14 protein-coding genes are annotated in these 13,211 nt (G+C 31.9%); 6 read left to right on the top strand and 8 right to left on the bottom strand.

What is annotated here, in order from left to right; translation table 11 throughout:
- Positions 1 to 32 precede the first annotated feature (32 nt).
- Together MT340_RS10280 and MT340_RS10275 are read left to right on the top strand one after the other, a co-directional pair.
- On the top strand, positions 33 to 1,070 hold the full coding sequence (locus MT340_RS10280) for a ferrated catecholamine ABC transporter substrate-binding lipoprotein SstD (RefSeq protein WP_243589866.1): 1,038 nt from the start codon (positions 33 to 35) through the stop codon (positions 1,068 to 1,070).
- Between the two features lie 170 nt (positions 1,071 to 1,240).
- A complete protein-coding gene (locus MT340_RS10275) occupies positions 1,241 to 2,281 on the top strand; it encodes a ferrated catecholamine ABC transporter substrate-binding lipoprotein SstD (protein WP_243589865.1) in 1,041 nt (346 codons plus the stop codon).
- Positions 2,282 to 2,331: 50 nt separating this feature from the next.
- Here the strand turns inward: MT340_RS10275 and MT340_RS10270 are convergent, their stop codons facing one another.
- The 3 genes from MT340_RS10270 to MT340_RS10260 form a co-directional block, all read right to left on the bottom strand.
- On the bottom strand, positions 2,332 to 2,646 hold the full coding sequence (locus MT340_RS10270; RefSeq protein ID WP_243590268.1) for a CHY zinc finger protein: 315 nt from the start codon (positions 2,644 to 2,646) through the stop codon (positions 2,332 to 2,334).
- 39 nt (positions 2,647 to 2,685) lie between these two features.
- Positions 2,686 to 3,609, bottom strand: coding sequence for a UDP-N-acetylmuramate dehydrogenase (gene murB, locus MT340_RS10265; protein WP_243603841.1), 924 nt, complete (start codon positions 3,607 to 3,609; stop codon positions 2,686 to 2,688).
- A gap of 124 nt (positions 3,610 to 3,733) precedes the next feature.
- Positions 3,734 to 4,249 (bottom strand): GrpB family protein, encoded by a 516-nt coding sequence (locus MT340_RS10260; protein WP_243589863.1) that lies wholly within the window; start codon positions 4,247 to 4,249, stop codon positions 3,734 to 3,736.
- 111 nt (positions 4,250 to 4,360) lie between these two features.
- On the opposite strand from MT340_RS10260, the gene MT340_RS10255 reads away from it, so the two are divergent.
- From MT340_RS10255 to MT340_RS10245, 3 genes are all read left to right on the top strand, one after another.
- Complete coding sequence (locus tag MT340_RS10255) at positions 4,361 to 5,236, top strand: EMYY motif lipoprotein (protein ID WP_243589862.1); 876 nt, start codon at positions 4,361 to 4,363, stop codon at positions 5,234 to 5,236.
- A gap of 182 nt (positions 5,237 to 5,418) precedes the next feature.
- Positions 5,419 to 5,739 carry a bacillithiol system redox-active protein YtxJ gene (ytxJ, locus tag MT340_RS10250; protein ID WP_243589861.1) on the top strand — a complete coding sequence of 107 codons (321 nt, stop codon included), beginning with the start codon at positions 5,419 to 5,421 and terminating at the stop codon, positions 5,737 to 5,739.
- 162 nt (positions 5,740 to 5,901) lie between these two features.
- Positions 5,902 to 7,023: a glycerate kinase gene (locus tag MT340_RS10245; protein ID WP_243589860.1), complete on the top strand. Its 1,122-nt coding sequence runs from the start codon at positions 5,902 to 5,904 to the stop codon at positions 7,021 to 7,023.
- A gap of 90 nt (positions 7,024 to 7,113) precedes the next feature.
- On the opposite strand, the gene pepT is transcribed toward MT340_RS10245, so the two are convergent.
- The 4 genes from pepT to gdpS all read right to left on the bottom strand — a co-directional run bounded on the left by pepT (position 7,114) and on the right by gdpS (position 10,948).
- Positions 7,114 to 8,343, bottom strand: a complete 1,230-nt coding sequence (gene pepT, locus MT340_RS10240; RefSeq protein WP_243589859.1) for a peptidase T — start codon at positions 8,341 to 8,343, stop codon at positions 7,114 to 7,116.
- A 14-nt stretch (positions 8,344 to 8,357) separates the two neighbouring features.
- A complete protein-coding gene (locus MT340_RS10235; RefSeq protein ID WP_243589858.1) occupies positions 8,358 to 8,852 on the bottom strand; it encodes a threonine/serine exporter family protein in 495 nt (164 codons plus the stop codon).
- A 16-nt stretch (positions 8,853 to 8,868) separates the two neighbouring features.
- On the bottom strand, positions 8,869 to 9,630 hold the full coding sequence (locus MT340_RS10230) for a threonine/serine exporter family protein (protein WP_243589857.1): 762 nt from the start codon (positions 9,628 to 9,630) through the stop codon (positions 8,869 to 8,871).
- Between the two features lie 247 nt (positions 9,631 to 9,877).
- Positions 9,878 to 10,948, bottom strand: a complete 1,071-nt coding sequence (gdpS, locus tag MT340_RS10225) for a GGDEF domain-containing protein GdpS (protein WP_243589856.1) — start codon at positions 10,946 to 10,948, stop codon at positions 9,878 to 9,880.
- Between the two features lie 389 nt (positions 10,949 to 11,337).
- Between gdpS and MT340_RS10220 the strand changes: the two genes are divergently transcribed.
- Positions 11,338 to 12,417 (top strand): glycosyltransferase family 4 protein, encoded by a 1,080-nt coding sequence (locus MT340_RS10220; protein WP_243589855.1) that lies wholly within the window; start codon positions 11,338 to 11,340, stop codon positions 12,415 to 12,417.
- 71 nt (positions 12,418 to 12,488) lie between these two features.
- Here the strand turns inward: MT340_RS10220 and MT340_RS10215 are convergent, their stop codons facing one another.
- A complete protein-coding gene (locus MT340_RS10215) occupies positions 12,489 to 13,130 on the bottom strand; it encodes a YigZ family protein (protein ID WP_243589854.1) in 642 nt (213 codons plus the stop codon).
- Positions 13,131 to 13,211 lie beyond the last annotated feature (81 nt).

Genomic DNA, 13,211 nt, shown 5'->3' with positions numbered 1-13,211 from the left:
GGTTAAATTTTATTAAGGAGTCGTATATATAAATGAAAAAATCGGTCTTATTTTTATTATTATCAATCGTTTTAGTTTTATCAGCTTGTAGTAATGGCTCAAAAAGTAATGATTCAAATACTAAAAGTGAAAGTAATGACTCAAAAGAAACTGTAACAATTAAAAATAACTTTGAAGCAAGTGGTAAGGAACAAGATGGCAGTGATGCGAAAAAGGTATCTAACACTGTTAAAGTTCCTAAAAATCCTAAAAACGCAGTAGTACTAGATTATGGGGCATTAGATGTATTAAAAGAAATGGGTGTAGCAGATAAAGTAAAAGGCTTACCTAAAGGGGAAAATAATCAATCTTTACCTAAGTTTTTAGATGAGTTTAAAGACGATAAGTATTTAAATACTGGTAGTTTAAAAGAGGTTAATTTTGATAAAATTGCAGAGGCAAAACCTGAAGTTATCTTTATTTCCGGAAGAACTGCTAATCAAAAAAATCTAGATGAATTTAAAAAAGCTGCACCAAACGCTAAAATTGTTTACGTAGGTACAGAAGACAAAAATTTAGTTAATGATATGAAGAAAAATACAGAGAACTTAGGAAAAATCTATGATAAAGAAGATAAAGCTAAAAAAATTAATAAAGATTTAGATAAGAAAATCTCTGAAATGAAAGACAAAACTAAAGATTTTGATAAAAAAGTAATGTATTTATTAGTAAATGAAGGAGAATTATCTACATACGGTCCCAATGGACGTTTTGGTGATTTAGTATTTAATACATTAGGATTTAAACCTGCTGATAAAAACGTAAGCGATAGTCCTCATGGTCAAAACGTGAATAATGAATACATCACTAAACAAAATCCAGATGTAATTTTAGCAATGGACCGTGGTTCAGTTGTAGGTGGTAAATCAACAGCTAAACAAGTCTTAGGAAATAATGTTATTAAAGATGTTAAAGCTGTTAAAGATGATGAAGTATATGAATTAGATCCTAAATTATGGTACTTCGCTTCAGGTTCTTCAACAACAACAGTCAAACAAATTGAAGAATTAGAAAAAGTAGTCGATAAATAATACTCATTTATAGAGGTTCCGTCGTTAAAGACGGAGCCTCTTTTTATATATCATAAAATTAAAAATTATGTTTAAAAATAATATTGTCAAATGTTGAATAATAAAGTAATATAAATTTAATGATATTGATAATCATTATCATTAATATACATCGAAGGAGTTTGGCATCTATGAAGAAATCCATTTTATTTATATTATTGAGTATTGTCTTAGTGTTAACCGCATGTGGTAAAGGTTCTGACAACAAAAATAATGAAGCCAAAAAAGATACTGCGAGTGATACAGTAAAAATTGAAAATAATTATAGTTTACGTGGTGAGAAAAAAGATGGTGGTGACGCTAAAAAAATTAGCAATACTGTAGACGTACCTAAAAATCCTAAAAAAGCCATCGTTTTCGATTACGGAGCAGTGGATGTTTTAAAAGCATTTGGAGTTGAATCTCAAATTGTAGGCTTACCTAAAGGCGAGCAAAATAAAGCATTACCTAAATTCTTAGATGAATTTAAAGATGATAAATATGTGAATACTGGTAATTTAATGCAAATTAACTTTGATAAGGTAGCGACAGCTAAGCCGGATGTAATTTATATTTCTGGTAGAACAGCTACTCAAAAGAATTTAGACGAGCTTAAAAAAGCAGCACCTGATGCTAAAATCGTTTATGTAGGTTCAAGCGAGAAAAATTATCTTAAAGACATGAAACAGGTTACAACTAATTTAGGAAAAATTTATGATAAAGAAGACAAAGCGAAAGCCCTAAATGAAGAATTAGATAAAAAAATAGCTGATACAAAAGCGAAAACTGAAAAAGTAAATGAAAAAACAATGTATCTACTTGTTAATGAAGGTGAATTATCAACATTTGGTCCAGGTGGAAGATTTGGAGATTTAGTATTTGATACTTTAGGATTCAAACCTGCTGACAATCATGTTAAAGCAAGCCCACATGGTCAAAATATCAACAATGAATATATTACTTCTAAAAATCCAGGCATTATTTTAGCAATGGATAGAGGACAAGTAGTAAGCGGTAAATCAACTGCGAAACAAACACTTGCGAATGATGTGATTAAAGATGTAAAAGCAATTAAAGCTGGTAACGTTTTTGAATTAGATCCTAAATTATGGTACTTCAGTGCTGGATCAACATCTACAACTATAAAACAAATCGATGAATTAAATAAAGTATTAGACAAAGTAAAACAATAAAAGTATTAGGCTCAATAGTGCTAAGGAATTAGCGCTATTGAGCCTTATTGTCATAATTCAAAGTATAAATGATAATGGAATTTGCAACGTGTATTAAAATGGGCCTTACAATTTGGACAAACCTCAGTCATCATATAATCATGTATGGACAGTTCATGTTTACATACGCCACACATAATGGCCTTGGAATGAAATTCTTTTTCCGGCCATCGTTTAATGTCGTGAGATTCATGCTCATTATGACATTGGTAGCAAGGATAATATTTATCGCAACACTTAAATTTAATCGCTACGACATCTAGAAATGTATGAAAGTGCACACAACGTGTTTCTTCATCTACAAGTGAACCGTAAACATGAGGCATCATACATCGTCTCCTTACTTAAAAAATGAATTATTTAAATTATTCTTCTGGATGTTCGCCAATGATTCTTACTTCTCGGTGAAGTTCAACATCAAACTTTTCTTTTACAACTTTTTGAACATGATGAATTAAATCTTCGTAATCTGTAGCAGTACCATTATCTACGTTAACCATAAAGCCAGCATGTTTTTTGGATACTTCTACGCCACCAATACGATGGCCTTGTAAATTTGAATCTTGGATTAATTTTCCAGCAAAATGACCAGGTGGTCTTTGGAATACACTACCACATGAAGGATATTCAAGTGGCTGTTTAGATTCACGACGTTCAGTTAAATCATCCATGGTAGCTTGGATTTCATCTAATTTACCAGGAGCTAGGCTAAATGCGGCTTCAAGTACGACAAGATGTTGTTTTTGAACAATACTATTACGATAATCTAATTCTAATTCTTGAGTTGTAAGCTGTAATAAATCGCCATGTTCGTTTACACATAAAGCATAATCAATGCAATCTTTCACTTCGCCACCATAAGCGCCTGCGTTCATATAAACAGCACCACCGACTGAACCAGGAATACCACAAGCAAATTCTAAGCCAGTTAGCACGTGATCTCTTGCGGCGCGCGATACATCAATAATTGCAGCACCACTACCAGCGATAATCGCATTATCTGATACATTAATGTGGTTGAGTGATAATAAGCTAATTACTATTCCACGAATGCCACCTTCACGAATAATAATATTAGAACCATTACCTAGATAAGTTACAGGAATTTCTTTCTCTTGCGCATAACGCACAATTGTTTGAACTTGTTCATTTTTAGTAGGAGATAAATAAAAATCTGCATTACCTCCTGTTTCGGTATATGTATAACGTTTTAAAGGTTCATCAACTTTAATAATATCTTCAGGTATTATGGATTTTAAATCTTGTAAGATGTCGTCTTTGTTTAACATAAGTACATCCTTTCTTCTCTTCTGTACTATAATCTATTTCTTATTATAGCAATTTTAAACCTTATTTGCTAAAGGAGAGATGCTCCAGAGTGGCATATGGCGTTAGGATAATATTTTCAAGATTTTATAACTTTTTGTATAAATTTTCAAAGTATTTTTGTTTTTGATTTTCATAATTTCTTATATGATTAACATGTTGAATGATAGTTTTCTTCTTTTCTGAAAATTGAAGCGCCAAGTCCTCGTTTGAAGTGAGTGCCTCATCAACAGCTAAATATTGGTTGAATAAAGGTGTATTCATTTGGATGATATGAAGGCGTATTATTTGTTTTAAATCGATCATATTATTAAAGTGGGCCATCATTACCTTTTTCTTATATGGATGATGAAGACGATAAAACCCTACATAATTCAACCTTTTTTCATCTAAAGAGGTAATGTCATGTAAGTTATTCACGCCGACTAAAATATCTAATATCGGTTCCGTAGCATAATTAAAATGCTTTGTTCCACCAATATGTTGGGTAAACTGAACTGGAGAATCTAATAAATCAAAAAGTAATGTTTTAGTATTCTCATATAATGTTTCATAATATTGAGTAGTTTGATAGTCGACAAAAGGTTGAACAGTTGAATACATGTGAATCTCCTTCAAATGATTAATTATTTTACAAATTCTGGAATACTATAACACAAATAATTTTCAATATAAATAGCTTTAGGTATAATACGTGATGATAGGAGTGCAGATATGAAAAAAATAGCAATTCTTTCAATGATAGTAGTATGTAGTTTGATTCTATCGTCATGCGGCGTCCAACATAACTCGAATTTAAAGAGTTTTTCTCAGCATTTAGATAAAGTTGAAAATAAGAAAAAAGATGTTGAAACGGTGATGGATAAAATTCATTTAAAAAAATTGAACGAATTAAGCAAAACGGATACGACAGATAAAAATAAGAAAGAATTTAAAGCACTACAAAAAGATATTAATAACCATTTAATACCTACATTTAAAAACTATGAAAAAGCAGCTAAGCAACTACCTGCTAAAAATTCAGAAACTAAAGATTTAAAACAGAAGTATTTAAAAAATGTTAGCCAAGAAAGACAAAAGATGGATGATATAAAAGCGTTTGTTGATCTATGTAATCAATCGATAAGTGCAAATGAAAATATTTTAGATTACACGAAATTATTTGAAAAAAATCGTTCTCAAGTAGAAACAGCTATCCAAAAAGCAAATAATCAAGATGACGCCAATCAATTAACTAGTAAGATTGAAGATAATAACAAACAATTACAACAAACGGCACAAAAATATTTAGAAAATGGCAAGTTCGATTCGACAAAAGCGATTAAATCACATATGAAGCCTTTAATTGAAAAACAAATTACTGAACTTAATCGCACTAATATTACGGATACTAATGTGAATGATGCGCGTAAAAATGCTATTGAAATGTATTACAATCTTTTAAATTATTATGATACACGCGAAAAAACAATTAAAATTGAGAAAAAACTTTCTAAAATTAATGTCGAAAAGTTGCCAAAAACGGGTAAAGAATTAAATAAACAAAATAATGATTTTGCAAAAGATTTTAAGCGTGTAAAAGAGAAATAACATCGATGAATATGCGAATTTAGTGATTGTTAAGTTCAAAAATAGTTTAAATCTTATATTAAAATTTAAAAATTTTGGTTAACATTGAAGAATGAAATGTGTATAATTGTACCCATTGAGTAGTTTATAATGATTATAAATAGTTAGGAATATGGGCATAAATAATTTTAGAGGTGAATAGAATGGCTATAAAGCTGAGTTCGATTGACCAGTTTGAACAAGTACTAGAAGATAATAAATATGTATTTGTATTAAAACATAGTGATACTTGTCCAATCTCAGCAGATGCATTTGATCAATTTAATAAATTTTTATATGAAAGAGATATGGATGGCTATTATCTAGTTGTTCAAGAAGAAAGAAAGCTATCTGATTACATTGCTGACAAAACGAATGTAAAACACGAATCACCCCAAGCATTCTACTTTGTAGAAGGAAAAGCTAAATGGAATGCAAGCCATAGTGATATTAATGTGTCTTCGTTAGCTCAGGCTGAAGAATAATATAAATTAAAGTATAGGCTGGAACCATATGTTGTTCCAGCCTTAATTTATTGTTTTATTAGGAAAAATGAAGGCAACACATGTATAATGTGAAAGTGAAGTTAAAATAATAAAGTATATAATTTTTTTAAAAAAACAAGAGTGGTAAGAGGTGATTAAAGAATGAAAGTATTAGTAGCTATGGATGAGTTCAATGGTATTATTTCAAGTTACCAAGCGAATCGCTATGTAGAAGAAGCAGTAGCAAGCCAAATTGATAAAGCTGACGTGGTTCAAGTGCCATTATTTAATGGTCGCCATGAATTAATGGATTCTGTTTTCTTATGGCAATCCGGAACTAAGTATAGAGTAAATGTGCATGACGCTGATATGAATGAAGTAGAAGCGGTTTATGGGCAAACTGAAGATGGGTTAACGGTTATCGAGGGAAATTTATTCTTAAAAGGTAGTAAACCAGTTGAACAACGTTCAAGTTATGGTTTAGGAGAAGTCATTATGGATGCGTTAAAGAACGGCGCCGATAATATCGTTATCTCTCTTGGGGGCATTGATAGCTTTGATGGCGGTATCGGTATGTTACAAGCTTTAGGTGGTAAGTTTTATGATGATGAAAGTAATTTATTAGATGCACGTGAAGGTGCACGTATTATTAAATTTATTCGCCATATAGACTTATCAGGTATAACTACTGAATTCAGTAATGCTAAAATTCAAGTTATGTCAGATTTCTCAAGTAAGTTATATGGTAAGAATAGTGAGATTATGAAGACATTTGATACACAACATATCAGCTTTGAAGAAGCGAAAGATATAGATAACTTAATTTGGTATTTTAGTGAAATAGTTAAAAGTGAACTACGCGTAGCTTTAGGTCCTGTTGAACGTGGAGGTGCCGGTGGTGGTATTGCTGCTGTGTTAAGTGGGCTATATAATGCAAATATTTTAACTAGTCACGAATTAGTAGATCAAATTACGCATTTAGATGATTTGATTTCTCAGGCTGATTTGATTATTTTTGGTGAAGGCTTGAAAGAAGAAGATAATCTTTTAGAAACAACCACATTAAGAATCGCAGAGTTAACAGAAAAACATCAAAAACCTGCCATCGCAATTTGTGCAACGGATGACAAATTTGATGTGTTTGATAAACATCATGTGACAGCTATGTTTAATACGTTTGTAGAAATGCCTGAAAGTTATACTGATTTTAAAATGGGCATCCAAATTAGACATTATACAGTTCAAGCATTGCGACTATTAAAAATATCGTTAAATCAACTGTAGTTCTCTCAATATGTAATAAGGCAAACCTGAGTCGTCTGGGTTGAGATACCCATATCGAAAAGGTTTGCCTTTTAATTTGTTTACAAAATCTTATTTTTGATAGCTTTTTACTTCTTGAGCAATACCAATAATCACTTGTACTGCTTTTTCCATGACATCAATAGATGCATACTCGAAAGGACCATGGAAATTGCCACAACCAGTGAAGATATTAGGTGTTGGAAGTCCCATAAATGAAAGTTGTGAACCATCAGTACCACCACGAATCGGTTCAGTATTTGGTTCAATGTTTAAATCTGCGAACACTTTTTTAGGAATATTAATAATATAAGGGTGTGGTTGAATTTTTTCTGCCATATTATAATATTGATCTTCAATGTCCACTTTTACCGGGAAATCTTCATAGTGTGTGTTAATATCATCACGAATTTCTAGAAGTTTTTTCTTACGTAATTCAAACGCTTCTCTATCATGATCACGAATGATGTATTGCAATGTTGCTTTTTCGACATTACCTTCAAATTTCATTAAATGATAGAAACCTTCATAACCTTCAGTACGTTCAGGAACTTCACCAGCTGGTAATAAACTATGGAATTGATGACCTAATGAAAGGGCATTAACCATAATATTCTTAGCCGAACCAGGATGAACATTTACACCATGCGTCGTAATTTTAGCTTCTGCAGCGTTAAAACTTTCAAATTGAAGTTCGCCAAATTCACTACCATCCATTGTATAAGCGAAATCAGCATTAAAACGTTCTACATCAAATTTATGAGGACCACGACCAATTTCTTCATCTGGTGTAAATGCAATACGAATGCGTCCGTGTTTCACTTCTGGATGTTCTTGTAAATATTTTACGGCTTCCATAATTTCAACAACGCCAGCTTTATCATCAGCACCTAATAGCGACGTGCCATCTGTGATCATGAGAGTATGACCTTTAAGTTTTTTTAATTCAGGAAACGTTTCTTGGCTCAATACGCGATGAGTATCACCTAATTTAATAGGTTTACCATCATAAGATTCAACAATTTGTGGATTTACATTAGTTGCATTAAAATCAGGTGATGTATCCACATGAGCTAAGAAGCCTATTGTTGGTACGTCTTCTTCAATGTTACTTTCTAATGTGGCAAATAAATAACCATTGTCATCCATATCTGTAGATAATCCAAAACCTTCAAGTTCTTGTTTCAATAAACGTAATAAATCCCACTGTTTATCAGTTGAAGGTGTAGTATTTGAATCTGGATTTGATTGTGTATCGATTTTTACATATCGTGATAATCTGTCTATAATTTGTTCTTTCATAGCTAGACATCCCCTTAGACTCTATTATTCATATTGTAAATTTTCTTGTATGTTTTACCCTTGATTTTATCATAAAACTGTTTAATACGTGTATAAATGTAATAGAGGATTTCTGCTACTAAAATTCCAAAAGCAATTGAACCTGAAATAAGCGTTACTTCTAAAAAAGTATTAACAGCGTGTGTATAATCATTTGAAACTAAAAAACGTGTTGCTTCATATGCTGTTCCCCCAGGTACTAATGGAATAATCCCTGGAACGATAAATATAATCACAGGACGTTTGTATCGGCGACTCATGACGTGACTTAATAAACCTAATATTAAACTACCGAGGAAAGAGGCGCCCACTTTTCCTAAGTTCATATCTACAGTGTATTGATAAATTGTCCAAGCTACTGCGCCTACGAAACCACAGGCAAGCAGTAATCTTTTAGGCGCATTAAATATGATGGAGAAAAGACATGTAGAAATGAAACTAATTGTAAAATGAAACAAATAAAATAACATTTATTAACAGCCTTTCTTAAATAATTAATAGTACAATGGCCACTCCGGCGCCAATAGCAAATGACGTAAGGGCCGCTTCAACACCTCGAGACATGCCGGCAAGAAGTTCTCCTGCCATTAAATCACGAATAGCGTTACAAATTAAAATACCTGGAACTAGAGGCATAACGCTTGAGATGGTAATAATATTCTGATTAGTAGCTATTCCTAATTTAGTAAATGAAGCAGCGATGGTAATGACGACAACAGATGCTACAAACTCTGAAAAGAATTTAATTTGTATGAAACGTTGCATTAAACTGAAAGTTAAAAAAGCAGCGCCACCTGCGAGCGCAGCAATCCAGCAGTCAGATGCTACACCACCAAACATGAATAGGAAGAAACCACATGCTATTGCAGCCGCAAAAAAGTTTAATAAAAATGAATATTGCAATGAGGCATGTCTTAAATGAATAAGTTCAGACTTAGCTTCATCGATAGTTAATTCATTTCTTGAGATTTTCCGTGAGAGGCTATTTGTAAGCGCAATTTTCTCTAAATCTGTCGTACGTTCTCTAATTCGAATCAAACGCGTATTCGTTCGATCATTAAGTGAAAAAATAATAGCTGTAGAAGTTACGAAACTGTATGTATCATTTAAACCATAACTATGAGCGATACGATTCATAGTATCTTCTACACGATAGGTTTCAGCGCCAGCTTCTAGGAGAATTCTTCCAGCTATTAACACAACATCAATCACTTTATTTTCATCGATAATAGTGATTGAATCTGACATAAAGGGCACCTCCGTATAATTAGATAAATTCATATTATTTATTAGGACAATTTGAAGTGTACAACTTGAAGATGTAACTTGCAATAGTCCCGAGTTTAATCACATATTTTCTTAAAAGATTAATTACATTTGACATGAAAACGTCATTTTTCTAGAATACCCAAATAAAAACTGCCAATTACTATTTAGTTCAATCGACGGTAACACAGCGATATAGTAAATAGTATATTGACAGTCAATTTTGTTCTTATAATTTAATAATAGGATTGAACATTACTTGGTTACGACCTTCATTCTTAGCCACATGGACCATATCATCAGCATCTTTAAATACTTTACGTTGCGATTTATGATCTTCTTGAGATAAGTATCCCACACCAATCGATACCGAAAGTTTAATCACTTCTCTATTAGGTAAATGGAACGACGATTTTTCTACGCCTGTGCGAATGTTTTCAGCTAACTTAACGCTTTGATCTAGTGAATAATCACGAATGACTACTGAAAACTCTTCGCCACCATTACGGAATATTTTAAATTGTCTCGGCACATAATTTTTCAATAACTGTGACATTTGTTTTAAGACAGCATCTCCTGATTTATGTGAATAAGTGTCGTTCACATCTTTAAAGCCATCAATATCAATCAGAAGTAAGGCAAGACTTTCACTATTATCTTCAGCTAATTGCGAAGTTTTATTTAAATGTCTATCAAATTCTTTTACATTTCCTAAACCGGTAAGGTAATCGTATTTGTCTTCATTTTCATAACGTGTAACTAAAGAGAAGAAATGCCAAATATCAACAAATGTGATTGCAGAGGCTATTGTCAAGACAAATGAAATAGGAACTAATACAGCTACCTCTATTAAATCATATAGAGGACTAAAAATTGATAGAATAAATAAAATGATGATGCTAATTAAATTTAAAATGATTAAAGAAATAATATCGTTTTGTTTTAAAAATGGTCCTACTATACTTGAAATTAGTCCAATAACGATTAAAACGACACCGTATAATATAGAATTACCAAAGGTAAAGACATCTACTAAGGCAATAATGATTGCTGCAATAAGTGTGTAACCGATATTTGTATAGCGTCCAAGAAATAGTAATGGAACAAATGTTAAATGAATTAAATAACTGTGATGGAATGGGATAGGATAGGCGGCTAGTAATAAAGCTACTAGCGTCATTAAAACAGTGACATAGCCTTTTGAGAAGACCATGATCTTATTTTCGGAGTATTGTAACCGATGAAAAAGATAAATACCCGCAACCATGACCGCAATGTTATAAATGATTGCTTCAATCATATGGAAATCGACTCCTTTAATTTAACCATTAGTTATTGTAAGTGAAAACTTACCATTTGTCATCAAGAATTATCTTATATCGTTGGAAAATAATTGTATTAAATGGTCTTTCGTGTTCAAACAACAGATGAAGTGGTATGATAGAAAAAATAACTTATCTTTACAAAAAATTTACAATATTTATACCTAAAGTATAATATTTATGACTATTATTCTGGGAATATGGCTATTCTATAAATTATAGACTAAGTTTAAAAAATTAGGCTTGTCTAGAATCTAATATTTCCTACTATAGTCCAATATAAAAATAAAACATATACTGTTTAAAATAAGATGAATAAGAAAAATACAAATGCGAAAATTTAGAGGAAATTAATGAAGGTGAACTGATGTATACTTTACTACTCATTGCTGTAACGATGATCATCAGTCTGATACTAACACCTATCATAATTAAGGTCTCAACTAAATTGGGCTTAGTTGATCGACCTAATTATAGAAAAGTACATACAAAACCTGTCTCCGTCTTAGGTGGAACCGTAATTTTACTGTCTTTTCTTATCGGAATTTGGCTAGGCCATCCCATCGAACGAGAAGTAAAGCCTTTAGTTATAGGTGCCATTGTTATGTACTTAGTAGGTTTAATTGATGATATTTATGATTTAAAACCCATATTAAAGTTAATAGGACAAGTGATTGCTGCATCTATTGTTGTAGTTTACGGTATTACGATAGATTTTATTTCTTTCCCAATGGGACCAACGATTCACTTTGGTGTTTTAAGTATTCCAATTACAATCATTTGGATTGTGGCGATTACTAATGCAATTAATTTAATAGATGGTCTCGATGGCTTAGCTTCTGGCGTATCAGCTATAGGCTTAATTACAATCGCTTTTATTGCTATTCTACAAGCCAATATCTTTATTATTATGATATGTAGTGTGTTGATTGGTTCATTGTTAGGATTCTTATGCTTTAATTTTCATCCTGCCAAGATCTTCTTAGGAGATAGTGGCGCTTTAATGATTGGCTTTATAATAGGGTTCTTATCATTGCTTGGCTTTAAAAATATCACATTCATTTCACTCTTCTTCCCAATTGTTATATTAGCGGTGCCATTTATTGATACGTTATTTGCTATGATACGAAGAGTGCGAAACGGTCAACATATTATGCAAGCAGATAAATCTCATTTACATCATAAATTACTAGCACTTGGCTATTCTCATCGTCAAACAGTGTTACTCATTTATTCTATTGCGATTATGTTTAGTTTATCTAGTATTATTCTTTATTTATCTCAACCACTCGGCGTTATACTGATGTTTGTTCTAATTCTTATTACAATAGAATTGATTGTAGAATTTACAGGCTTGATTGATGATAATTACCGACCGATAATTAATTTTATTTCTAAGAAAAATGAAGAACATCATCACGCCCAAGATACAATTGAAAAAAAATAAAACCTTGTATAAGTCAAGTATGCTTTAGTAGTATCACTTAACATGTACAAGGTTTTTATACTTGAAACTAATTAATTGGTAGGGATATCAAATGGTAATTTTTTAGTTTCTTCTTCTTTGAGATTATAATTACCTGCTGTATTACGATTTAAAAATTCAATAAACGCTTCGTATTCAGTTTGAACCACATCGATATGATAGCTTACTTTATCAGTATAAGTAGTGTCTCTCAGCATATATGATGTTGAAGCGAGTTCGTATTCAAATTTACCAGTTAAATCGTAGCCAATCGTTACCACAGTAGGCACAGCATCTCGTAATTCTACGCGACCTATATCATAGATAACATCTCTTACTGCGCCACTATATGCACGGATGAGACCGCCACCGCCTAATTTAATGCCGCCAAAATAACGGGTCACTACTACGCATGCATTATGAACTTCAAGTTTCTTCAAAATTTCTAACATAGGCACACCAGCAGTTCCACTTGGTTCACCATCATCATTAGCTTTTTGAATATTCATTTGATCGCCAACTGTATAGGCGGAACAATTGTGTGTTGCTTCTTTATGAGTTTGTTTCACTTCATTAATAAACGCTTTCGCTTCATCCTCGGAAGACACGGGTTTAATATGCGCAATAAAGCGTGATTTATTGATTACATTTTCAATTGTATGTTCTTGTTTAATTGTTATAACATGGTCACTCAATCGTCACACCTCCATCTATTATTAATCATATGACTTTTATTATACACTCAAATTTTAGAATGGATAAATATCTGAATATGA

Source organism: Staphylococcus sp. NRL 16/872, assembly GCF_022815905.2.
In the GTDB taxonomy this organism is placed as follows: Bacteria; Bacillota; Bacilli; order Staphylococcales; family Staphylococcaceae; genus Staphylococcus.
The sequence above is the reverse complement of the archived record's forward strand: the minus strand, read 5'-3'. Positions and strand labels throughout refer to the sequence as shown.